The organism is Peribacillus sp. NPDC058075, assembly GCF_042885195.1.
GTDB lineage: Bacteria > Bacillota > Bacilli > Bacillales > DSM-1321 > Peribacillus.
In genome coordinates this window covers 1,609,470-1,635,215 of sequence record NZ_JBHVSL010000001.1, presented here as the reverse complement: position 1 = coordinate 1,635,215, position 25,746 = coordinate 1,609,470, and the positions used below count along the sequence as shown (strand labels likewise).

18 protein-coding genes are annotated in these 25,746 nt (G+C 39.4%); 5 read left to right on the top strand and 13 right to left on the bottom strand.

The window, feature by feature from the left end:
• Positions 1-249 precede the first annotated feature (249 nt).
• The 3 genes from ACFVS1_RS08155 (at position 250) to ACFVS1_RS08145 (ending at position 2,819) form a co-directional block, all read left to right on the top strand.
• Positions 250-876, top strand: a complete 627-nt coding sequence (locus tag ACFVS1_RS08155) for a CAP domain-containing protein (RefSeq protein ID WP_387546298.1) — start codon at positions 250-252, stop codon at positions 874-876.
• A gap of 288 nt (positions 877-1,164) precedes the next feature.
• Positions 1,165-2,046, top strand: coding sequence for a helix-turn-helix domain-containing protein (locus ACFVS1_RS08150; protein WP_387546295.1), 882 nt, complete (start codon positions 1,165-1,167; stop codon positions 2,044-2,046).
• A gap of 173 nt (positions 2,047-2,219) precedes the next feature.
• Positions 2,220-2,819: an exonuclease domain-containing protein gene (locus ACFVS1_RS08145; protein WP_387546293.1), complete on the top strand. Its 600-nt coding sequence runs from the start codon at positions 2,220-2,222 to the stop codon at positions 2,817-2,819.
• A gap of 543 nt (positions 2,820-3,362) precedes the next feature.
• On the opposite strand, the gene ACFVS1_RS08140 is transcribed toward ACFVS1_RS08145, so the two are convergent.
• From ACFVS1_RS08140 to ACFVS1_RS08105, 8 genes are all read right to left on the bottom strand, one after another.
• Positions 3,363-5,759 carry a YhgE/Pip family protein gene (locus ACFVS1_RS08140; protein ID WP_387546290.1) on the bottom strand — a complete coding sequence of 799 codons (2,397 nt, stop codon included), beginning with the start codon at positions 5,757-5,759 and terminating at the stop codon, positions 3,363-3,365.
• 407 nt (positions 5,760-6,166) lie between these two features.
• Positions 6,167-7,165, bottom strand: coding sequence for an NAD(P)H-dependent flavin oxidoreductase (locus ACFVS1_RS08135; RefSeq protein WP_387546288.1), 999 nt, complete (start codon positions 7,163-7,165; stop codon positions 6,167-6,169).
• 172 nt (positions 7,166-7,337) lie between these two features.
• Complete coding sequence (locus tag ACFVS1_RS08130) at positions 7,338-8,090, bottom strand: Cof-type HAD-IIB family hydrolase (protein WP_387546286.1); 753 nt, start codon at positions 8,088-8,090, stop codon at positions 7,338-7,340.
• Between the two features lie 158 nt (positions 8,091-8,248).
• Positions 8,249-9,244, bottom strand: a complete 996-nt coding sequence (locus ACFVS1_RS08125) for a cation diffusion facilitator family transporter (RefSeq protein WP_387546284.1) — start codon at positions 9,242-9,244, stop codon at positions 8,249-8,251.
• A 284-nt stretch (positions 9,245-9,528) separates the two neighbouring features.
• Positions 9,529-10,281, bottom strand: coding sequence for a hypothetical protein (locus ACFVS1_RS08120; protein ID WP_387546281.1), 753 nt, complete (start codon positions 10,279-10,281; stop codon positions 9,529-9,531).
• 233 nt (positions 10,282-10,514) lie between these two features.
• Complete coding sequence (locus tag ACFVS1_RS08115) at positions 10,515-11,936, bottom strand: amino acid permease (protein WP_387546278.1); 1,422 nt, start codon at positions 11,934-11,936, stop codon at positions 10,515-10,517.
• A gap of 816 nt (positions 11,937-12,752) precedes the next feature.
• Positions 12,753-13,883: a histidine kinase N-terminal domain-containing protein gene (locus ACFVS1_RS08110; protein ID WP_387546276.1), complete on the bottom strand. Its 1,131-nt coding sequence runs from the start codon at positions 13,881-13,883 to the stop codon at positions 12,753-12,755.
• Positions 13,884-14,111: 228 nt separating this feature from the next.
• Positions 14,112-15,944 carry a sigma-54-dependent Fis family transcriptional regulator gene (locus ACFVS1_RS08105; protein ID WP_387546273.1) on the bottom strand — a complete coding sequence of 611 codons (1,833 nt, stop codon included), beginning with the start codon at positions 15,942-15,944 and terminating at the stop codon, positions 14,112-14,114.
• Between the two features lie 511 nt (positions 15,945-16,455).
• On the opposite strand from ACFVS1_RS08105, the gene ACFVS1_RS08100 reads away from it, so the two are divergent.
• Complete coding sequence (locus ACFVS1_RS08100; RefSeq protein WP_241590872.1) at positions 16,456-17,937, top strand: aldehyde dehydrogenase family protein; 1,482 nt, start codon at positions 16,456-16,458, stop codon at positions 17,935-17,937.
• 188 nt (positions 17,938-18,125) lie between these two features.
• Here ACFVS1_RS08100 and ACFVS1_RS08095 read toward each other — a convergent pair whose 3' ends face one another.
• The 4 genes from ACFVS1_RS08095 to ACFVS1_RS08080 form a co-directional block, all read right to left on the bottom strand.
• On the bottom strand, positions 18,126-18,830 hold the full coding sequence (locus tag ACFVS1_RS08095) for a TerC family protein (protein ID WP_352923035.1): 705 nt from the start codon (positions 18,828-18,830) through the stop codon (positions 18,126-18,128).
• A 322-nt stretch (positions 18,831-19,152) separates the two neighbouring features.
• Positions 19,153-20,640: a tagaturonate reductase gene (locus tag ACFVS1_RS08090; protein WP_387546269.1), complete on the bottom strand. Its 1,488-nt coding sequence runs from the start codon at positions 20,638-20,640 to the stop codon at positions 19,153-19,155.
• A gap of 81 nt (positions 20,641-20,721) precedes the next feature.
• The gene (locus ACFVS1_RS08085) at positions 20,722-21,735 is read right to left on the bottom strand and encodes a zinc-binding alcohol dehydrogenase family protein (protein ID WP_387546267.1); all 1,014 of its coding nucleotides are present in this window, start codon (positions 21,733-21,735) and stop codon (positions 20,722-20,724) included.
• A gap of 44 nt (positions 21,736-21,779) precedes the next feature.
• Positions 21,780-23,285: a UxaA family hydrolase gene (locus ACFVS1_RS08080; RefSeq protein WP_352923027.1), complete on the bottom strand. Its 1,506-nt coding sequence runs from the start codon at positions 23,283-23,285 to the stop codon at positions 21,780-21,782.
• 197 nt (positions 23,286-23,482) lie between these two features.
• Between ACFVS1_RS08080 and ACFVS1_RS08075 the strand changes: the two genes are divergently transcribed.
• Positions 23,483-24,352, top strand: a complete 870-nt coding sequence (locus tag ACFVS1_RS08075; RefSeq protein ID WP_352923025.1) for a helix-turn-helix domain-containing protein — start codon at positions 23,483-23,485, stop codon at positions 24,350-24,352.
• Between the two features lie 68 nt (positions 24,353-24,420).
• On the opposite strand, the gene ACFVS1_RS08070 is transcribed toward ACFVS1_RS08075, so the two are convergent.
• Positions 24,421-25,662, bottom strand: a complete 1,242-nt coding sequence (locus ACFVS1_RS08070) for an MFS transporter (RefSeq protein ID WP_387546265.1) — start codon at positions 25,660-25,662, stop codon at positions 24,421-24,423.
• Positions 25,663-25,746: the final 84 nt, after the last annotated feature.

Below are 25,746 nucleotides of genomic sequence, written 5' to 3'. Positions count from 1 at the left end.
GACAAACATGGACTGCAAACGCAAAATGATTCTTTTTTTCCAGAAAATCATCATTCCAATTTATCAAATAGACCTATGAATTGGTTTCACCATATCATCTGCCAAGTTATATGGACCCGTATGATGTATATTCTCATACTATCCCTTTTACCTAGTCCTATAATGAATGAGAATGACCTAATTTTACACAAAACTATTTTTATAGGATACTATACTTCCAATCCAGATATTCTACTAGGAGGAATCAAAATGAAGAAAATCATCCTTTTATCAGCCCTGTCACTATCACTTCTATCTCCAAAAGTTGTTATGGGAGCCAATACTTACGAGGTGGCAGAAGGAGATACCTTAACGAAAATCGCTTCTGAATATGATGTCAGCATGGACGAATTACTTAAATCGAACTCTGCTATAAAGGATGCAAATCAAATTCGAATCGGACAACTCATAAATCTTCCGGCATCCAATACCACAGTAAATCAAAAAGAAAGTCAATCAGTTGAACAGCGGGTTCTTAGTTTAGTTAACGAAGAACGATCAAAATCGGGCCTCCCTCCCCTTGAAATGGATACAGCCGTTTCTAATGTAGCCATTCTGAAATCTGAGGATATGCGTGATCATAATTATTTCAGTCATACAAGCCCGAATTATGGATCGCCTTTCGATATGATGAAATCCTTTGGAATCAGCTACGAGTACGCAGGGGAAAATATCGCAGCAGGTCAGCCTAGTGCGGATGCTGTCATGAAATCCTGGATGAACAGCCCCGGACATAAGGCCAATATCCTGAACAAGAACTATACACATATTGGAATTGGGCATGTGACAGGTGGGAAATACGCCCACTATTGGACCCAAGAGTTCATTGGAAATTAAAATCGTAAGAGGCGGCAGAGTGCCGCCTCTTTTTATTTATTCTTATATTCCAAGTCTAATGATTGCTATTATCCGTGATTATATACCTTTCTCACTTGATATCGAAAAGACGTCATTTTAAGTATGATCGCTTCAATATGATAACGTCCTTGATTATTTTTTGTTGGACGGATACCCAAGGAAAACACGTAAAGTAGTTATATCATACTATCTTTCGATTATCTTACTGATAAAAATTAAATTATGTTAAAATAGAATTATAGAAATGGGTACAAAGGGGCAGTTGTAATGAAAATAGAGATTGGCTCTGTTATCAACGAATTACGAATAAAACAAAATCTAACAAAGGAAGAACTGGCTAAGGATATATGTGAACCTAATGCCCTGTCCGATTATGAAAGGAGCATCACTTCTCCAACCATCGATGAATTGGCACTTTTTGCGGATAAACTTAAAGTTGACTTGCCGTATTTTTTCACTACCAAAAATGAACCGATTTATAATTACATAGAAACCATTAAACTTTTGATTAACAAGTACAAACGGACACGTAACTATGAAGCAATTTATGAAATCGTCCAAAAAGAAATGGCCACTGCACCGGAAAAATCGATATCATTTTATCAATTCTTAAAATGGCATGAAGGTATCTCTTTTTTTTATTTATACAATGACAAACAAAAGGCGATAGAATTATTGAATGAGGCCATTCAGATTACGATGGGTAAACGGGTCATTCTTCATCAACAGGAAATAGAAGTCTTAAATAGTATCGGGATCATCCATTTTAAAACGAAGAATTATGAAGAGGCCGTCACCATCTTCAATGAAGCACTGGAATTTATCGAGAATATTCCCCATGTGAATCAAGAAGGTACCATTATCGTGAAGATCATTCATGGATTAGCCCAAACATTGACTGAACTTCATTATTATCAGGAATCATTAAATTATACTCTTAAAGGGATTAACATTTGTAATTCGATAGAATCATTATATTTATATGCGGAACTCCATCTTTTAACTGGTAAAAATCTGGTTCATCTTCAACAACCTGAGGAAGGACTGCAGTATATAAAGCAATCCAAGAACATTTTCAGCCTTCAAAAAAAAGAAGAGTTCGTAAAAATTGCCGAACATGAATGGGAAAGCATTTTGCAATGCTTATGAACTTCAATGGATAAAACGGTAGAGATCGCTTTAAAATTTCTATCGTTTTTTAGTAGGTTCGTTCACCCTTGCCTTCAATCAATTTCAAATCCTTTAAAACGATCATAATAGTTACAATAGCTCTTCTATGTCAGCTATAATAGAAGAATGTTACCCAACTGGAGGAGAAAAAATTGTCTAATAGATTAGGTTTAGTACTTGACGTAGAAACAACTGGTTTACGTCCCTCTTCAGATGAAATAATCGAGCTTGCCCTTATACTCTTTACATACAGCAGTGAAACAGGGGAAATCATTAATCTTATTGATCAGGAATCATTTTTAAGGGAGCCTCTCTCCTATGGAGCAAGAAGGAATTATGACCAAGCATATAAAATTCATGGAATTCCATACAGCTCCGTAGAAGGAAAAAGTTTTCACGATGAAAAAATTAAATCCTTCATTGCCCGTACCGATTCGATATTCGCACATAATGCTTCTTTCGATAGAAGTTTTCTCTACCAAATGTATCCGGAAATCAATGATCAAAAGTGGTTCTGTACGATGCGGAATGTACCTTGGAAGCAATACGGATTTGAAAATAGTAAACTCTTAACATTACTGCAGGCACATAATATCACCAATTTTCAAACACACAGGGCTATGGACGATATTTCTTACTTAATGGAACTTATGAGAAAACCAGGTCCTTCTGGCCATCCTTATTTAAAAGATGTCATTGCAAAAAATCCGATGAAGAAATATGCACCTGCCACTCAAAAGACAAAGGTATAACAGCTGTTTAAATACTTTTACACTCTTGTACAGGTTGCGCCATAGTTTTGTCAATATAATCGTTTTTTGAACTCTTTCCCTTTCCTTGTGAGCAGGAAGCGCTTGGCACATATATTCAGGTTATTAATAAAAAACAGCTACCCATGACGGGTAGCTGTTTCAGTTTGTAGACAAAGGGGTTCGGAATTAAAATATTCAGAACCCCCTTTGAAATATGTTTAGAAAGCATCCTCATCACCTCAATTTTTATAATTATATTTTAAAACAATAAAGACCATAGGCAAAAGGCTTCTATCTAAAAGTTAAAACAAAGTTGATTGGAGTGGAGGGTGCGAGACCCTGCGGGAAAAGCGCGTCTAGGGGAGACCCAGCAGGCGCAAAGGCGCCGAGGAGGCTCCCGGACCGCCCGCGGAAAGCGAGTGCCCGAAGCGGAAATCAACGTCTAAATTGTACACCTATAAAAAAACTGTAGACAAACTCGATTTTCATCGAGTTTGTCTACAGTCTGAAACAGCGACCCATTAAGGGTCGCTGTTTTTTTGATCATTGTACAGTTGCTTCTTCCTGTTGTTCATTTAAGGCGCCGTTCAATTTCTTATGCCGATACATAAAGTAAAGAAGTGATAATATTAATGCCGCAGCGAGGAATATGGCCAATATGCCAAGATTATGCCACATGAAGCTATAATCTCCTGTTGAGATCACTGCCCGAAAAGCATTAATAGAGTAAGTCATCGGTAAGAACGGTGTGAATCCTTGCAGGAATCCAGGAACCAATTCATTCGGGAATGTTCCGCCACTGCTTGTCAGTTGAAGAATCAAAATCAATAATGCTATGAACCGGCCAGGATTGTCAAAGGCTGAACCAAGGAACTGAATGATTGCCATGAATGTGCAGCTAGCAAGAATGCTTACTGCAAAAAATAGCGGCAGGCTCGTAACATTGATCCCAAGGCCTAAAATTAAAATCGTGTCCACTAATATGGCTTGACAGATTCCTATGAGAGCCATGACGCTGTATTTACTAATAAACCAGTTAAATCCACTCGCCGGTTTAACAGCAGGATCTCTTAACGGGAAAATGATCGTCAGAACGATAGCCCCGATAAATAAACTTAATGAAATTAAATATGGTGCAAAACTTGTGCCATAGTTCGGGACATTATTAATTGGTAATTTATCCACTTTAACTGGGCTTGCAAACATGTCATATACTTCTTCATTGGATTTTATCTTGCCTGCCTCGTTTGCCCCATCATTTAATTCCTCATGCAATTCTGCAGATCCATCTGAGAGTTTTGCGATTCCATCCTGTAACTTAATGGCTCCATTCGCCAGTTCCCCCATACCGCTTGTAAGGCTGGAGGAACCTTCTTTCAACTTATCCGTTCCGGTAACCAGACCTTTCGAACCTTCGGAAAGCTGTGAGGTTCCACTTGATAATTGCTTGGAGCCATCTTCAAGCTGATCAAGCCCGCTTACCAAGTTGTTGCTGCCTTCAGTTAACTGTCCAAGCCCACTTTGCGCTGAATCTATACTATCGCCAAATGTTGTCAAACCAGACACCAATTGGCCTTGACCATTTTTCAGATCATTCGCCCCATTGGAAAGTTTATCCTGAGCTTGCTTTAATTGAGTGAAACCGCCGCTTAATGCACTTGTGCCTTCCCCTAACTGTTTTGCCCCATCACTAAGGCTATTTGAGCCTTTCGCAATTTCAGTTGCACTGGCTGATAGTTTCCCTACTCCTTCAGAAACTCCTTTACTACCTTCACTGATGCGGGTTAGAGAAGCAATCACTTCCTGCAAACGCGCTTTCTCCGCGGGATCATCCGTAGCTTCAGATTGTTGTTTCAATCCGGAAATTACCTCGTCCAAACCTGCCGACACTTCAGAGGCCCCCGCTTTTGCTTCGTTCGAAGCTGCGCTCCAATCAGACAATGAACCTGAAAGCTGGGCAGCACCAGCCGCTACACCATTTGCTCCCTCATTCAAAGCGGGCAGCTTTTCTTCTATTTGATTGAATCCCTCTAATGACTGCTGCAGTCCAGAGGCCAATTCACCAGTTCCCGCTTCAGATTTCTTGGCTCCTTGCAAAAGCTCGGATTGCCCATCTTTCATTTGTCCAACACCAGAGCTAAACTGTTGTAATCCTTGATTGAGTTCTTTTGACCCTGCAGCCGCCGAACCGACCCCATTCGAAAAGGTCAATGATTTTTCAGCTAGTTTTTCCAAGTTTTCATGGATTTCTACAGAACCTGAATGAAGGGAATCAATTCCTTCATCCACTTTTTTGGAACCTTCTTTAGCTGAGTTAATTCCTTCACCAAGTTCACTGGATCCGTTCTTCACTGTATCTGTCCCATCTTTCAATTCCCCAGCACCATCACTGGCACTTTTGAGTCCGTCAGCCACTTCGTTCAAATTATCGAACATTGACTCCGCATAGGTTTTCGTAACGGCTGACGATACCTCCCCTTTAATTCTCTCCGAAGCTGCGTCCCCTATTTTAGTCGATATATAGTTGAACCCTTCATTGGACGTATAAATTAAATCAAGTTTTTCCGGATTGTCCTCCTGTAAGGTCGTTGCATTTTTCGAAAAGTTTTTCGGGATTTCTATTTTCATGTAATAATCTTGATTTTCCAGACCTTCATTGGCTTCTTTTTGACTGACGAAATGCCAATCGAAATCCTTCTTTTCCTTTAATTCCTTGACTAAATCTTTTCCTATTGTAAGTTCCGACTCATTGAACTCCGCACCCTCATCCATATTGACAATGGCAACAGGCAACTGGTCGACCTTACCATATGGATCCCAAAATGCCCACAGGAACGTGCCGCTATATAATAAAGGAATCAGTATGATCCCTATTATGGAAATGAGTATCATAGGATGTTTTATTATGGCTAAAAATTCACCCTTTAAAGATTTTAACACGCCTACCAAGCCCTCCTATACGGCGAATATGCCGTTTATTAATCTATCTAGGTGAAAACTGATTGAAGAATACATAATTAAGTCATCAGCTTCTGCAATAGATAATTTAAATTCTTGTTCACCTTACTATATATAATTTTTAAACAAACAATAATTTATGACCATATTGTTCATTTGGTCAGTATCACGAAAATAATATAACATTTATCCTTCTTTTTATCAATAATTTTTCACAGTCCTATATCGAATATTTACTGCTTTTCTCTTTATATCCTATTTTGATTGCCTTTTTAGCTGATTAAGACCTTATCATGAAATATCTCTGATATTACATGGCAAAAAAGGGGATCCATTACGGATCCCCTTTTTGTTAGCTATATTAGCATAATTAATAAAGCGCTTTCATATCATTTCGATATAATTCCTTTTAATTTTTCCGCCTGTGCGGTCAATTTTTCCAAGGACTCCTGATACTCATTTTCCAATTGTTTAATGATGCCGGCAGCGGTATCTATTTTTTTAATTGCCCCTACACCATGGCCCGCTGACCAAATATCACGCCACGCTTTAGATTCAGATGGTTTGGACATGCTGTCAAAATCGACTTTTTCTTTTTTGGCTAATTGTTCCGGGTCCATGCCTTCCTTTCTGATGCTCGGTTTCAGCATATTACAATTAACGCCTGAAAATGCATCAGTCAAGATGATGTCATCATGATCACAATCGACAAGCATTTCACGATATTCATCATTTGCCCTGCTCTCTTTCGCCACGATAAAACGTGTGCCCATATATGCAAGATCTGCTCCAGCTGCCTGAGCTGCCAAAATACTGTGACCAGTACTGATGGATCCGGCAAGCAAAATGATTCCGTCCCAGAATGTCCTTACGCTGTCCACGAAAGCAAAGCTATTTATCTCACCCGCATGACCACCGGCTCCCGATGCAACCAAGATCAATCCGTCCACACCTGACTCCGCAGCTTTTTTTGCAAAATTCACAGAGCTGACGTCCGAAAAGACCAAGCCCCCATAGCTATGTACGACATCCACCACATGTTTGGGTGAACCTAATGATGTAATGACGATGGGAGGCTGATGCTTTTTGACCAATTCCAACTCTTTTTCAAGCCGGCTATATGTACGGTGGACCACCATATTCATTGCCCATGGAGCAATCTTTGAGCCTGGTTCTTTAGCCTTTGCTGCAATCAATGTGTCGTTTATGTCACCCATCCATTGATCCAGTACCTCTATCGGACGCGCATTCGGTGCTGGAAAAGAGCCAATCACCCCATTCAAACAGCATTCTTTCACTAACTCAGGACCGGATATTAAAAACATAGGTGCTGAGATAACTGGTAAAGATAATTGATTCCACCACTGTTCAGGCAAACTTCTAGTCATCCATTAAACCTCCCATTATTAATATATTACCAAAATATAACACTACAAGATTATCATACTTCTAAAATACACAATTTTCAAGAAATTAATTCGGCAGCTAACATTTTATTGTCGGCAGCGCCATTTCAATAAAAAAACTGTATATGGTGTAGTTCCCATATACAGTGTCGATTCAATTTGAAAGCGCCCATTTACGAATGGCCATAGCCACACCATCTTCTTCGTTTGTCGCTGTAACCCAATCTGCTTTTTCTTTCACAATTTCTTGGGCGTTTCCCATTGCCACACCCACTTTTGCTTCAGAAATCATTGCAAGGTCATTAAGGCTGTCACCCACTGCCATAACATTATCCATCGTAATATCGAGCAATGAACATACGAGCTTTATCGCTTTCGCTTTATTAACGCCCATGGCATTCACTTCAATATTCGTCGGGCTTGAATTACTTATTTCAAAGTTTCCTTTTGATACCAGTTCATCCATGATGATTTTGCGAATGCTGTCATCATCTGTATCAAATCCGAATTTAAGCCATTGCGAATCGTGGATTTTCTCAGGCATCTCAGCCCTGTAAATATTATCGCAGCTTATTGCCCAGAAATGAGTACCATGTTTTTGGCTTAATTCCCACATCCATTGTATGGAATCGCTATCGACGATATTCCTTTCCACCAGTTTTCCTTGATTATCGTAAATTTCGCTTCCGTTTACCGTAATGAGGTATGATTGAAGTTCCATTGACTTTGCAAAATCACTGCATGTCGCATAGGACCTTCCTGTGCTCAATACCACAAAAATCCCTTGATTTTCGGCTTCTTTTATCGCTCTGCGATTTTCTTCAGATATCTCTCCAGCCTTATTGAGGAGCGTGCCATCCATATCAAGTGCAACTAGCTTAATATCCTGTTTCTCCAATGTATTCACCCTTTCATCATCCTTCTTTATGTAACTAAGTCCATGATAGCTTATAAAGCATACGCAAGGAAAGAACGTGAAGAATTGAACAGGATTTATCATGAGTGTCGTGATATTTATAATCAGACAAATTGCTTGTCATGACACTTTGTAATAGACCATTCTTTCTACTCCCTGTCTTTTTTCATTTCATTCAATTCTTTTTTTATTTGACCTTCCCATTTTGGGACACCATCATTTTCATCAAATTCTATAATGACATCCGTTACTCCTCTTTCCTTGAATATATCATTATACAGCCGATCTTTAATGTCATCCGCTTGGGCGATTGAAATATGGGGATCAAGTTCGACTTCAAGTTCAACATGGAAGTCTTCCCCTTCTTTTAATACGGCCAGTTTCTGTATATCCCTTACGTCTGGATCATCCATGACCAACGTCCCGATTTTTTGTCGCATTTCAATATCGGCTTCCCCAAGAGCTCCTGCAGCATTATCAAGAAAAACCCTTCCAACCACGTAGAACATACCGAGACCGATCATGACGGAAGCAACACCTTCCGCTTGGATGAAAGGCGTGAAGTTTGCTAATAAAATGGCAATTATCGCAAGCACCCCGCCACCGGTCGCTACCATATCTTCCATGAATACTAATTTCGTCGCTGGTTTTGCTCTTTTTAAACCAGCGAAGCTCTTAAATATGACAGCTGCTCCTTTAGCTTCGATTCCAGTCTCATGCACCACTTCTTTCATCGCTTTAAATAATACATATGATTCCAACACAACCGCTAAGAAAAGGACGGACAAGTTAATAAGGATACCAGTCGATTCTGTAGGGTGCAAAATGTGATGAAACCCTTCTTTAATCGTTTCATAAGACATGATTCCGACAATCAATACTGCCCCTAATAATACAAGATTAACCAAACGTCCAAAACCATCAGGGAATCGATCAGTTGGTGCCTTTTTACTTAGTGCGGAACCAATGAAGACGAAAAACTGATTCGCAGCATCACCCAAAGTATGTAAAGTTTCAGCAAACATAGCGACATTCCCTGTCATGAAGTAAGCAATCCCCTTTAGCACAGCTATGATACTATTGACACAGGCAGCAGTGAACGCCGATTTATTACCTTGTTTCAATAACCGAAATAATTCTTTCATTTAAAAACCCCCCCTAAGCTTTTTATAAATCCATTTTCATAATGTATTATCCCCAACACTGGAATATATGAAACCACAAAAGGAAACCCTTAATTATACGATTAGCGAATAATTTGCATTATTTTGGTTTTTAAGTTGTTTCTCCCACATACGAATATATTCCAGAATCGTACTCATCTATTCTAATAAGTTCACAATGAACGCATCCATTTCAAGACTGATTTATGCAACAAAAAAAGGAGTAAGCGGCGGCTTACTCCAAATCACCCAAGAACTTCAAGCGTTTATCCTTCCTTTTTCACTAACTTAGATGGATTATTTACTTTATAGCGTATTTCTTTATTATATTTTTTGTCGACCACTTTTCCATCAAATTCGATTTCGTCCCCTTCTTCAAGCTCAGCTTTTTTCAATGTCTTGCTATTACCACACCAAGCATCGCCGATTGTCAATTCAGGTTCCGTTGTCACTTTGACATTCTCCAATAGTATGACTTCATCTTCTTCACCAGTGAAATGGTTCATTTTCGCCGTGAACTCCTTGACGGTCGCAGTGAAATGCACTTTTTCCCCAGGTAAGTCCAACTTAGGTTTTGCTGTCGTTTTTTTAGTTTTGGTTTTTGCTTTTTTTGGTTCTGCACTTAGCTGATCGGGGTTTTCCGTAATTGGCGCTTCCATCACCTGCTCAGTTTCACTTGGAACTGCGGCGGTTTCAGAAACAGGTCCACTCAACAATTCTTTTCCGAAACTGGAGCTTTGCATTTCCTTTAAATAGGAAGGGTTAATGCAACTAAGCTTACCATTTTCAAATTGAACAACTATAGTGTCAAGTCCGTTGCCGTATTGTTCATAACCAGCCAATTTGACTTTTGCTTGAATACTTCCGCTTTTATATACTAGTTCTCTTTTTACCGAACGGGCAGTGAATAATTTCCATTCCAATCCTTTAGCGATATAGTCCGTATCATCTAAAAAAGGGATATATTCTCCTTTTGGTGCGATATAATGAATTAAATCTTCAGCTGGAGTTTCAGCCACAGTAACCACTCCTAATCTTTTCTATAGATTATATTCTAGCAAAGGATTTCAAAGTTGCAAATGAATGAGTATCGTAATGGGTTGATTGCACTCGGAAATCCGAACTCGCTTTAATCATTTCCATGAAAAGAATGCGATCATTTTTGGAACCAAAAAAAAGCTGCCCATTAAGAGCAGCCCTTATTTGAATAATCAATCTTTTCTTTCTGTAATTGAAAAAACTACTGTATTCATTACCCTTCCTTAACGTGAATTTTTTTTAGTTTTGCATCTTGTCCAGGAGTCATTACCTTTTTCTTATGATAAAACAGAAAGTATGACCCAATTACTAGAATCGTGAGAAGGGTTGTAAGAAAGAATTGCAATCTCATGGAATCAATAAACGCCTGAGCAACGAATATAATAAATAATGCCGCAATGGTCACGTAGGTTAAATAAGGGAATAGCCACATTTTCACTTTGAGTGTCCCGGGATTTTCTTTTTCCGTCTTTTTCCGTAAATATAGATGAGAAAAGGCGATAAAGATATACATGATCATAGTGACTCCTCCAGAGCTGTTTGCGAGAAAAGCAAACAATTTATCAGGAGAAACAAATTTAAATGTCGTGAACACATATGCAAAGAAAACACTTGCCATTAACGCCCAAATCGGGATTCCCCGCTTATTCACTCGGGAAAGGATTTTCGGTGCATCCCCTTTTTTTGATAAAGAATATAACATGCGAGAGCTTGTATATAGGCCTGAATTCAAAACAGAAAGCAATGAAGTGAAGATTACGATATTCATGATTTGACCCGCTGCCGGCAGGCCTGCCATGTCAAATACGCTGGCATAAGGGGTTTTCAGTAAATCTTCAGCCCCTTGGGGGATTACGAGAACCAACACGGTCACTGAACCAACAAAGAAAAGAAGGAGACGCCATACAACACTGTTTATGGCTCTAATTATATTTTTTTCAGGGTTTTCAGACTCTCCAGCAGCAATGGCAGCTACCTCACTTCCCGATAAAGAGAAAGTAATGAATATCACACTAAGAAGGACAGGCAGAAAACCTTTTGGTAAAAATCCTCCATCTCCAGAAATGTTTGAAAGTCCTGGTGAATCAAATCCCGGAACAAATCCGAAAATCATGGCGGCACCCAGGAAGAGGAATATTACAATGGCCGCCACTTTCATGAAAGCTAACCAGTATTCAAATTCCCCATAAGCTTTGACTGAATAGATATTCGTAATCGTCATTAATATAGGAAAGGCTAGACTAGCAGCCCACATTGGAATACCAGGAAACCAATCATGAATCATAGTACCCAATAACGTAGTTTCAATAGCAATGATGATAACCCAATTGAACCAGTATAACCAGCCGATCGTGTATCCGGCCCAGGGACCAAATGCTTGATGCGCATATGTTGAAAAGGATCCGCTATCAGGATTTACCACAGCCATTTCACCCAGCATGCGCATTATAAGCACGATCATCAATCCTGCGATTATATACGATAAAATAGCACCAGGCCCAGCTGACTCTATTATTGTTCCACTTCCGATAAATAGTCCTGCCCCAATTACCCCACCAATAGAAATCATTGTGACATGCCTGGTCTTAAGACCATGTTTCAATTCATTTGTTTGAAGTGCCACTATTGTCACCATCCTTTAAAACTGTCTAATTACCGTTTTGTTAGCAGTAAACCACTGCACATGGGTGCTTTAGTAGTAATCTTTCATTCAAAAATCATGTTTTCAGTCCTATTCCCGTTTCATCATTAGTTTTTAATGAGGCCAACTTCACTATCGATATATGTATATTGGACAGCGTTTACTTTATGAACCGTAACCGCTTTTCCATTTATACTCCCTCTTTCCTATCATCAGCACCTCAATGGAGAGTACAAAGAACCTTGCTGTTTTTGCATTTTTTGCTTTGTTAAGTGCAGTCCTTTTATGTAAAAATATAGGTATCCAGCTCTATCCTTTCTTACCTCACTCTTCCTTTTATAAAAGCACCCTCTCTCACTAAAATTTTATACATATATAAATAAAAGCAATAACCATGCCAAAAAAAGGATAGTTATTTTATTAGGGTTTAACGCTTTTAAGTATTTAAAACGATTCAATATTGAATTACAAATTCAATTTTCGATTCAAACATTAATTATCGACCCTTTTTGATTCATAATCGAATCAAAAAATGACAATTTATTTGTTTTCTTTTACTGTTTCGACACATATATACTGAAAAATACAATACAGGGATAAAAAAGAAGATGCTAAAATCCTAATTGTGATTTCTTGGCATCTTCCAAACAGATTTTTTTATTGAGAATGGTTTTATGTAAAATACCGGCAGTACCCTAATGCCCTCCTTCCAATCATTAAAACTCTATGTTTACAAGCTTCGAAAAAATTCGATATGTATGTAAAGCTGTATGAAAATTACCCTACTGATATGTATGAAACATGTATGATTCAGTTCTGAACTTCAGGGAAATGGATGCTGAATGTGGTTAAATTTTCATCGGAGACACAATTCATATATCCATCATTACTTTCTATGATCTTTTTACACACGTATAATCCAATTCCCGTTCCTAACTCTTTCGTTGTGACAAAGGGCTCAAAAATAGATTCGATCAATTCACTGGCAATGGCCGGTCCATTATTTGAAATTCGAATTATTCTTTCATTCGCCTCAATTAAAGAGTTTATCCTCAAAATTCTAGGATGTTCCTTATCCTTTAGGGCATCAATGGAATTTATAAAGAGATTCAGGAACACTTGTTTTAACCCATCCTTGCTCGCTGTCATGACGAAGTTTGGATAAATATCTATTTCCACATTAACGCTGGCATCCACAATATTTGCATAAGTCAATTCCTGTATTTCTTCAATTAACTTTAATACGGAAATTACCTCTCTTTGTTCCTCATTAAAATCAGACTTAGAGGTATGGAGGAATTGGGTTATCCTGAAATTCAACTGATTTAACTCATAATCAATGATATCCAAATATTTCAAGTCGGGATTCTCCCTCTTCAGTAATTTATTGAACCCCATGATCGCTGTAAGAGGGTTACGGAACTCATGTACAAAGCTTGATGATATTTGACCCAGTACCGCTAATTTATCTTTGTGGTTTTCACTAATATAAGACTTTTTTTCCTCAATCACTTCATTTGTAAGATTCGTATATCTAGTTACTGCATGGTAGCTGAACGTATCAAAGTGCAGGTTAATGTCATTAATGAATCTCTGCATATATTTAATTGGGATACTGGCGCCAAAGACATTTCTGATTAAAATATTTCTCCCCAAATTGATATTGTATAGAAAATCCCCAATGTTGATATTTGCTTCAAGACGTTCTTTTGCAACCTGGTAAGCCAATTTTATCAGCACATCATCAGAAAATACCTCCTTGAACGTTTGGATGACCAGTGAGTACATCCCATAACCATTTTCCCTTATTCTTTCTTTGTAGGGGTCTATTTCATTGATCTTAATCGTCTCGTTCCATTCATTTAAAAATACAGATTCATTTTCTTCCAAATATTGTATCAATACATGTTTATACTTCTTATGTTCAGATGACAACTCCATACTATTGACCACACATCCCCTTGCGGAATTTAGTTACTACAGCAATAACATCATTCTATATGAGATTTTGATATCCTGCACTTCATTATTTGCAGCTTATAAGGAGACAGGTATGCTATTCCGCATATAGTTAAGTTACTTGCGCTAACAAAGAAACGACCAAATCAGGTCGGGAAGCTGAAATTGTCATAAAAAGATTCTTCTTATTTTTTATATACTGAGAGTCTCTTACTTTTGAAAGTTGATTCCATATTTTTTCATTTTTCTATATAGCGTATTACGGCCGATGTCTAGTTGTTTCGCTGCGTTACTGATATTCCCGCTTGTTCGTTCCAATGCATTCCTGATAAGTAGGATTTCTTGTTCTTGAAAGTTTCTTGGTTCACGCTCGGCATTTGCCCCTTCCTCATGTGTAATGGAAGAAACAGGACAAAGTGCCGCAAGCAATTCCCTTGTAATCGGGCCACTATCAGCTAGGAATGCAGCCTGTCCCAGTACATTTTGCAATTCACGGAAATTACCTGGCCACGAATATTCCAAAATGAATGTTTTAGCTTCGTCAGTTAGTTCGGTATGTTCGCTCTTATAAGGTAGATCCGTTAAAATAGATTCTGCTAACAGCAATAAATCTTTACGATTCCTTAGATTTGGAAGTTTTAAAGATAATCCACAAAGTCGGAAAAATAGATCTGCACGGAATTCTCCAGCTTCAATTTCCTTTTGTAAGTCTTTGTTGGTGGCAGCAATGACCCTTACATCGATTGGAATGGAAGCATGTCCTCCGATACGTGTCACACATCGTTCCTGAAGTACGCGGAGCAGAGTCGCTTGAGCTTTAAGCGGCATGTCCCCGATTTCATCCAAAAACAGGGTTCCTTCATCTGCAGCTTCGAATTTCCCCTTATGCCCGCCGCTTTTTGCGCCAGTAAAGGCACCCTTTTCATAACCAAATAACTCACTTTCCAATAAGTTTTCGGGAATTGCACTGCAATTGATGGCGATGAAGGGCTTATCACTTCTTAAACTAACCCCATGAATGGATTGAGCGAACAGTTCTTTTCCCGTTCCGCTCTCCCCAGTGATTAACAGGCTGATATCAAGCGCTGCAGCTCTTTTAGCAATGGAAATGGTTTGATTCATTTGCGGATCATTACTTATTATATCGGTAAATTGATAACGATTAGTTTTTAAACCATCAATCAATTTTTGTTTTTTTAACCTTACGATCACGGAGGATTGATGCTCTATATTTTTGCCAAGGGTTTGAACCAGGAATTCCTGGTCTTTAATTGTAACCTTCTGTTCTAAAGCAAGTGGGTCTGTTCCTGATATTATATTCGATACTGGTTTTTCCATTGTGCCGATAACCTGTGACGCCGCTATATTGAAATCTGTAATTTCCCCCTCTTTATCAAGGGTAATTAACGGATCAGGGTATGAATCATATATAAAATAAAGGTTTTTCTCCCTTTTTTGTGTATGTGACAATAAGAGTGCTTGTTTGATGCTATCAGCCACCCTCTGAACTAAACTAATGGAAAAAGGATGATAATTCTGTTGATGACTGCTTAAATTCAGAACACCAAGCAGATGTCCCTCAGGGTGATAAATGGGCGATGCGGCACAAGTAAGGAAATGGTTATCCTGATGAAAGTGTTGACTGCCATGAATAAGTACAGGATTTTTCTCTACTATGGCAGTACCTATTGCATTTGTTCCTTTTGAACCCTCCAGCCAATTGGCCCCTTTTCTCAGGGAAACATTATTTGCATGTCGAATGAAAGCTGGATCCCCAACTGTTTCGATGATATATCCTTCAGGAGCAGCAAGTAATAAAATGGACTCCAAACCATTAATCGAATGATAAACTTCTTCTAAAATGGGAGCAGAATGGTACAGGAGTTCCGCATATCGATCGTGATATTCGGCCAACTCAAATGCACCAAGCATATCTTCCTTATCCATCATGCTTGGCTGAAGTCCCTTCGAAATGCACCGCTGCCATGATTGTTGAATAAATGCCGGTACGGTTCCTTTATCCGCGCTTATATTAACAGACATTGAATAATCCTCCCGTATGTATAATCCAGTAAATCTGCCACTGTTTTTTATTCAATTTCATCAATGAAACTCTTTGTAAACCAAAGTTTCAGAGCATTTAGGGTTCGTTCATTCCGTTTTATTATAACAGAAAATTCAGATATCCACCAAAATGAAAACGCATTATGCCAGCTACTGAACTTTTTTGTTTCATATTGGTACAACTTCCTGTTCCAATATGGAACAGTTTGCTACCTTCCCATGTACCTCCAGCACCTTCTTTAGCTGGTTTAATTGGTTTTTTTGTTATGGCATAAGTCTTGCATAATTACATGTCGAGAAATTGATTCTTTATGATAAGGGGGGAAAGAAGTCAAGTAATCCAGTTTTTTAAGATATTCAGTCTTGCTGCAAGTCAGCCCAAGAGAATGGTATCAAAATCATAAGCTTATGCTTGATTCTTTTACTTAGAGGAACGCCATCGTCCGAACAAATATCGAACATAAAATCCAAATGAAAAGGGGTATTATACATGGAACAAACGATTAAGCTTAATCCAAGAGTGCAGGAATTCTTGAAGGGCACTAAAAAGCTTTTGATAAATGGGGAATTGGTGGAAGCTGCTTCAGGAAAAACCTTTGAGACCCTCGATCCTTCAAACGGCAAGGTTTTAGCGGTTGTAAGTGAAGCAGGTCCGGAAGATGTAGATAAAGCAGTTAAAGCAGCCCGTAAGGCTTTCGACAACGGTCCATGGAAAAAAATGAGTGCATCGGAACGCAGTCGCCTCATTTATAAATTAGCGGACCTCATGGAGGAACATAAAGAAGCGTTAGCACAATTGGATACCCTGGATAATGGCAAGCCGATTGGCGAAACCACCAATGCCGATGTCCCCCTTGCAATTGATCACTTCCGTTATTATGCTGGATGGACCACTAAGATAGTGGGACAAACCATACCTGTTGCCGGGAATTACTTCAATTATACCCGTCATGAAGCAGTCGGGGTGGTAGGGCAGATCATCCCTTGGAATTTCCCTTTACTAATGGCCGCATGGAAATTAGGAGCAGCCCTTGCAACCGGATGTACGATCGTTTTAAAACCAGCGGAGCAAACGCCGCTTTCAGCATTATATTTAGGTCAATTGGCGCTTGAAGCAGGTTTTCCTCCTGGCGTTCTCAATGTCATACCTGGATTTGGTGAAACAGCAGGGTCACCGCTTGTAGACCATCCTGATGTCGATAAAATTGCCTTTACCGGTTCAACCTCAGTAGGGAAAATGATCATGCGCCAAGCTTCGGGAACGGTGAAAAAAATCTCGTTGGAATTAGGCGGGAAATCACCTAATATCATTTTACCGGATGCAGATATGAGTAAAGCCATTCCTGGAGCTTTAATGGGCATCATGTTTAATCAAGGGCAAGTTTGCTGTGCCGGTTCCCGCCTGTACATTCAAAAGAAATCCTATGATAACGTGGTAGCTGACTTAGTGTCCCATGCAAAAAACATTAAACAAGGGGCAGGTCTTGATCCATCTACCCAGATAGGGCCTTTGGTATCCAGTGAGCAAATGGAAAGAGTGGGCGGTTACATTGAAAAAGGAAAGTCTGAAGGAGCTGAAGTGGTTACCGGAGGCAATTACGGACAAGGAGAGGGTTATTTTGTAACGCCTACAATATTTGCAGGCGTTGAAGATGAAATGACAATCGCTAAAGAAGAAATCTTCGGTCCTGTAGTAGCTGCGATGCCTTTTGACGATTTGGATGATGTGATAAACCGTGCAAATAACTCAGAATATGGATTGGCTGCAGGTTTATGGACCCAGGATGTAAAAAAAGCCCATTATGTGGCTAATGAATTAAAAGCAGGTACAGTTTGGGTAAACTGCTATAACGCATTTGATGCAGCTTCTCCATTTGGCGGTTATAAACAAAGTGGAATCGGTCGGGAAATGGGCAGTTATGCATTGGATAATTATACGGAAGTCAAAAGTGTATGGATTAACTTAAACTAATAAATTGAGAGAATGCTCCATATGCTCAATTGGCTTTGATATCATGATTAACGTTCATATTATCGTAACCTAATTCGTAAAAGGATGTACCAAAGTGCGGGCTTTGGTACATCCTTTTTTTGTTTTGTACTTATAAGGAACAGACAAAAAGAAGAGACCTTTCATTTCGAAAGGTCTCTTTGTATCAATTATCCATTACGTTCGATTTGCATTTTTTCTCTGTTTGCTTTGTCTTTTTCTATATTTTTCTGTCTTGAAATCCCGGCAAACAGAATTCCAATCACCACTATTGCTTCAAATCCATATTTAATGAAGGGATTTGCAAAGTAGTCGTGCATGAAAGGTTCAGCTACGATCATTTTAGAAGCAGTCCAGCCTAGTATTCCCGCACCAATTATTATGATGAATGGGAAGCGTTCTATCAGTTTCAGGATTAATGTGCTTCCATACATCACTACTGGGATAGATACAAGCAAACCGATTACGACTAAAGCGAAGTTACCATGCGATGCACCTGCCACAGCTAGGACGTTATCCAATCCCATCAAAGCATCTGCAATAATGATGGTTTTTATAGCAGCCCACATCGAGTCTGCTGGCTTCACATCATGTTCTTCTTCATCAATAAGGAGCTTATAAGCAATCCATACAAGAAGTAATCCCCCTATTAAATGCAGTCCCGGCACCTCTAAGAGCCAAACGACCAGCAGCGTTGCAATGATCCTTATCACAATTGCGCCGACCGCTCCCCATATTATCACCTTTTTTTGCTGTTCTTTTGGAAGCTTTCTTGCAGCCAATCCAATAAGGATCGCATTATCACCGGCTAGAACCAAATCTATCATAATAATCGCTAAAAGTCCTGAAATGAATTCACCTGTTAAAAAATCCAACAAAAATTCCTCCTTTTCACAAAAATAAAGAGACCTCTGCCATAAATGGCAAAGGTCTCGCTAAGCACTAAATGAATTAGGCCAATAAAGCCGGTGGGATTCCCACGTAATGACGACTTTATTTCAGGTTATCCCTGACGCTACTCCCCTTCACGGGAAAGAAGAATATGTAATTCTTTTAATATCTTTCCATTAGGAAACTACCAAGAAAAAATATCACTCATTCAGTATACCAAAAATACAAATAAAATAAAGAAAAAAATAATAGATCAGAATGATATTCATGAACTTAACCTTGCCCAAATCCTTTCAACGGATAATTTCAGTCAATCATCCTTTCTAGATATTGGCATAATTCGTTTCCAAGGTTCGGGATATCGCTCAAATCCTTCCCCCATAGATATTGATTACTTAACGTTGCCTCTACCAATTTCCTAAGCGGGATTTCTTCCCTCTCATAACGAAGCCATTGTTCCCTGAAAAATTCAATAGCCTTTAGATCATCTTTAACGACATAGACTTTACCCGCAAAGCTTTTACCCATATAACTCCCCTTGGTTTCGTTAACTCTATAAAATCGGATCAAGCCCGAAAAACCTCTTACGATACAGTCAGGCAGCCTGCCTTTCGCCTTGTGATATTCCTCCAAGGTAGGCAGGAGACGAGCCTTGAACTTCGAAATACTGTTCAGCGAAATATCGGCCAGGAGGTGATGTACAAAAGGGTTCTTAAATCGCTCAAGAACACTTTCCCCATATTGCATCATCTCATTTTGATCAAAAGGTAATGAAGGAATTATTTCCTTTTCGATGGCATTGCTCAGAAATTGGCTGAATTCCGGATGATCGATTGCCTGTTTTACTTCTTCCAATCCAGATAAAATGCCTAAAGGAGCCAACAAGGTATGTGAACCATTAAGTATCCTTACCTTCCTCATTTGATAAGGTGTCAAATCTTTTACCCAATGCACATTCAGGCCGGATTGTTGTAAAGGAAGACGTTGATCAATACAAGGGTCACCTTCAATAGCCCATAAATGGTAGGGTTCAGCCGTATTTAGCAGAGTATCCTTATATCCCCATGCCGTAAATAGGTTGTCCGACTCATTGGCTGGGAATCCTGTAACGATACGGTCTACAAGCGAGTTTAGGAATAGGTTGTCCCGGTCCACCCACTCCATGAATGGCTTTGGTAAATCCCAATCCCTGCTATGCTTAAGAACATATTGCTTCAATGAATCACCGTTCCTCTCTAAAAGCTCACATGGAAGCATGATCAGTCCCTTTTTCGCATCTCCATTGAAATGCAGATAACGATGATACAAAAAAGCAGTCAGCTTTCCTGGAAAAGATTCAATCGGCTTTCCTTCTTCCAAAGAAATCGGCTGGTATTTGAGCCCTGCTTCAGTCGTGTTGGAAACTACAAATTCCAATTCAGGATTTTCTGATAGAGCTAAAAATTCCATCCATTCGTCATATGGATCAATTACCTTTGAAAAAACGGAAATGATCTCTGTATGTTCCACTTTCTCGCCTTGGTGAAAACCACGTAGCATTAATGTATACAGGCCATCTTGCCGCTTCACTTCCTCCATTTTCCCTTTTCCGGCGGGGCGGGGCTGGGTAACTGCAATACTTCCCATGAAATGTCCTTGTTTATTACATTCATGAATCATCCAATCAAAGAAGCCTCGAAGAAAATTTCCCTCTCCAATCTGCAATACTTTTATGGGAAAATCCATCATATGTGAATTTTGGACAGCTTTTGTATGTTTACTCAGACGCTTCAGTTGACCTTTATTTAGGTTCATGATCAAGGAACTCCTTTCTATTAAAAATATCCAATTCGGATTGCGTTTTATGTGGTTTCCTTATGACAGCGTACCAAATGCTTATATTTCGACAATGGCCTTGATCACTTTAGCTTCAGGAGTTAACCACCCTTCAAACTGATTGATCATTTCATCCAAATGTGTGCGGTGTGTAATATACTTGCTCATATCCAACAAATCTTTTTTCAGCGTATTTACGACATAATCAAAGTCATCCCTTGTTGCATTACGGCTTCCCATTAATGTAAGCTCTTTACTGTGGAATTCAGGATCATTAAAGGAAATATCCGCTTTAACTAAACCTACATAAATCAGTCTTCCGCCGTGAGCAGGATATTTAAATGAATCCATCATTGACTTAGCATTACCTGTCGCATCAAATACCACGCTTGGCATATCTCCATTCGTCAATTGGGCTAATTTCTCCATTGGATTCTCCAAAACGTTCAACGTATAATCGGCATTTGCCCATTTGCCAGCAAATGCAAGGCGTTCATTATTTACATCCATTGCGATCACCTTCGCACCCTGTTCTTTAGCGAATGCCATGACTCCCAAGCCAATTGGTCCAGCACCAATTACAAGGGCAAATTCCCCTTTTTGAAGGGCAGCGCGCCTAACTGCGTGAGCCCCTATACTTAAAGGCTCTATCATTGCGGATTGGTCTAGTGTGAGACCCTCTGTTCTCACCAAATGATCATGAGGAACCGTAATCCACTCACTCATGCCGCCTTCAGCATGTACACCCAACACTTTCATATCCGTACAGCAGTTCGTTTTTCCACTTCTGCAAGCCAGGCATTTTCCACATTCCATATAGGGGATGATCGATACTTGATCCCCGACATTCAGCCCCAATTCATTCTCCGGTATGGATTCGATATTACCGGATAATTCATGTCCAAGTATTCGAGGATAGCTAAAAAAGGGTTGATTACCACCATAGGCATGAATATCCGTACCGCAAATTCCTATTCGCCGCACACGAACCAAAGCTTCGCCAGAATTTGGAACCGGCTTTTCCGACTCGATCATCTTAAATTCAAAAGGTTGTTCACAAACGATACTTTTCACTGAATAACACTCCTTTTTGATATTTTAATAAATATGTACACCTGTTAGAGAATGACGCCTTCTTTAAAGATGCTTATCTCTCTATAACCGAATTTTTCATTATTCGTTTTCTTTTTACCTGATGAAAGTTCAAGAATGTATTGGAATAAATCAAGCTTTAATTCATCGATCTTTTGACCTTCAATCAACTGCCCTGCATTATAATCGATCCAGTGTTTTTTACGATCGGCTAAATCTGAATTCGTTGCTATTTTCACAGTTGGCACCGGTCCGCCAAATGGCGTTCCCCTTCCAGTAGTGAATAGAACGATATGTGCACCCGCTGCTGCCAAGGCCGTCACCGAAATCAGGTCATTTCCAGGAGAATTGATTAAATTCAATCCATGCTTCACTACCCTTTCACCATATGGACTAACATCCACTACAGTTGCATGGCCGCCTTTTTGCGTGCACCCAAGTGATTTTTCCTCCAGCGTACTTATGCCGCCCTCCTTGTTTCCAGGTGAAGGGTTTTCATAAATTTCCTGATCATGGCGGATGAAATACTGTTTGAAATCATTAATAAGGTCAACGATTTTCTTAAAGGTTTCTTCATCCCTTGCCCTGTTCATCAATATCGTTTCCGCTCCGAACATTTCAGGAACCTCTGTCAATATGGTGGTCCCGCCATTTTCTACAATAAGATCGGAAACAGCACCAACCAATGGATTAGCGGTAATACCTGAAAAACCATCTGAGCCCCCGCACTTCAAGCCTATTTTCAGCTTTGAAACCGGTACGGTCTGGCGTACGAAGCCTTCGGCATATTCCACTAATTCTCCCATTAAACGTAAGCCGATCTCCAATTCATCTTGAACCTCCTGGGCTTTTAAAAATTTAATGCGATTTGGAGGAAATTCACCTATGGCTTCTTTAAATGCTTCGATTTGGTTGTTCTCACATCCTAACCCTACAACTAAAACCCCTGCTGCATTTGGGTGTTGAGCCAAGGCAGCCAATAGTTTCTGCGTATGGGTCAAATCATCACCCAATTGAGAACAACCGTATGGATGAGAAAAGTGATGAACCCCATCGATTTGACGATCTTTAAACTGCTCATTTCCCATTTTAGCGAGAACTTCACAGGTTTTATTGATGCAACCAACCGTATTGATGATCCAGATTTCATTCCGGATACCCACTTCCCCATTTTCACGGATATATCCTTGGAAGGTATGATTTTGACTTGGCTCATTTGTATCTTGAATGCTAGGTTGATAGGAATAATCCAATATACCATGCAAACCGGATGCTAGATTATGGGTGTGAACCCAATCTCCAATGGAGATATTTTCTTTAGCTTTTCCGATCGAGTAGCCAAATTTGATTACGTCCTCGCCTCGGTTAACCGGTTTCACTAACATCTTATGTCCTTTAGGAATGTTGTCATTTGCCTTGATATGGATCATTCCCCTGTCTTCCGTTTGAATCTGGAGGCTCTGTCCTTTATGTATCCCCTCCAAGGAAATAACAACATCATCATTTGAATGCAATTGAACAAATTTATTCATTTTGTCCCCTCCTTTTCATGAGTGAAGACGTTCAAAACCAAACGTCAATCCATCCGGAAAGCCCTTTCATTTTCCATTTTAATTTTTTTATTTTTAAATCTATTTTAATTTTAACATCAATTTTTGAAATATAAATTGCATATTTTGCTATAAATATACTCATTCTTGTTGTATTATACTTTCAGGAGCTGAACGAAATGAAAAAAATTCATATTGCATTAAACCATGATTTACTCTTCCCATTTTCATTTGTCTATCAAGATACGAAAAGTCCACAGAATGAATTGTCCGATCATATGCATGACTATTATGAAATTGTTTATGTTTACAGCGGTAAGGGTACCTTTTTCATCGGTGATGTGTTTTATGATATGCAACAAGGGGATGTATTCCTGATCCCTAATAATACGATTCATAGGGCTTTACCCAATAAGGACGACCCTGTTACCTCCACGATCATCTTTTTCAGTCCCACATTGATATATAAAGATATGGTTGATGATTCTTTTTCATATTTACATTTGTTTGACCTGACAAAAAAGAGTAAGAATTATAAAATATCATTGCCGCAAAAGAAACAAGTAAAGCTGGAGGAACAGCTACAGCTCATCCTGCAAGAAACAACTAGCCAATCAATAGGCTCGAGGCATGCCTGTTTGCTGACCGTTCATCAAATCATACTTGATTTATACCGTACCCGGATAAATGGCAAAGAAGATTTACCAGAGGGCAATAGCTATCGTTCAGAATGGATCAAAGATATCTTAATTTATATTAATGAACATATCGATGAAGCATTGACTTTGACAGCTCTTGCACAAAAAGCTTTGGTCAGTCCCGCTCACTTCAGCAGGGTTTTTAAGGAAACGACTGGAATTGGCTTAATCGTTTATTTAAATACGAAAAGAATCATCAAGGCAAAGGAACTTTTACTGGAAACGAATCACACGATTGCCCATATTGCTGAAATGTGTGGTTTTGAAAGCATGCCCCAATTTTTTCGCACTTTTAAAAAATACAATGAAAAGACACCAGCTACTTTTCGAAAAGAAAATCGGATCCGCTAGGGATGCCTATTACACATAAAAAATGGAAGTATCTTCCCTTTGGGAGACACTTCCATTCTAACAATCTATTACGCAGGCTTTACTATCGGGCGTACAAAACGGATGACTGCTAGCGACGCAACGATGGCCAATCCGCCAGCAAGCAAGAATGCAACCGTGTATGTGCCTGAGGTATCGACGATGTATCCTGTTAACGTCGGTCCGATGATTCCTGCTGTATTTGCCAAGAAATGCATAAAACCTCCAACAGATCCAACATTACCAGGGTCTACGACATCGTTGACGATTGCCCAGTAAATGGCACCAGTCAAATATAGGAAGAAGACGGAAAGTGCGACAAGCGTTACCGCACTGAACGTCGTGGATACAAGTCCGGCAAAACCGATACATACTGCCGATAAGAACAAACATGTTACAAGCACCAGTTTACGTGAGAATAAAACACCCTTTTGAGCGAATTTTTTAAAGAAGAAATCCGAAACGAATCCACCCAAAGCAAGTCCGATGAATCCAAAAATCCAAGGAATCACTGTAATGATACTCATATTTTCCACACTTAGGCCTCGTGCATCCACCAAATAGCTTGGAAACCAAGTTAAGAAAAAGAAGAGAATATAGTTGTAGGAAAAAAAGGCTAGAGCTGTAAATAAAACCGTTTTTTGTTTTAAATAAAAGGTGAATTTCACCTTTCCTTCCGATGTTGCCGCTACATAAGATTTTCCTGTATGTTTCTGTTCCTTTGACTGTTGTGGTTTTTCTTTAACGAACTTCCACCAGCAAACCGCCCATATAAGCCCAATTATCATTATGGCAATGAAAGAAACTCTCCATCCATATGAGATGGCAATGAATCCGACTATCGGACCTGCGATGGCGCCACCAAGGGGAGTCCCGCTATTCGTCAAACCAACGACAGATGCCCGTTGATTTGACGGGAACCAGTTATTCACCATTTTATTGATGGTTGACGAGAGAGGGCCTTCGCCCATACCAAAGAGGATGCGGATGACTATCATACTTGCAAAACCGACAGCAAGCACAAGTGCACCACTGAATAAAGACCAAACGATCATCGCCACGAAAAGCGTAAGCTTTGCTCCCCATTTATCGGAAGCCATGCCTCCAAGGAAGTTAAATACGGCATAACCAACTGAAAAGCTACTAAAGATAATTCCCATCTGTGTTGCCGTTAAGGATAAATCATCTTGGATGAACGGAGCTGCAATGGACAGTGCAGATCGGTCCAGATAATTTATTACCCCTGCCAAGAACAAGAAAACGATAACCATTCCTCTACCATTTGAAAACATAAAGTACCCCCCTATACATTTCCATAAATGCAGCAGCATTTTTGGAAACGTTTCCATTTAATATCCATGAGTAAAGCCTAAATG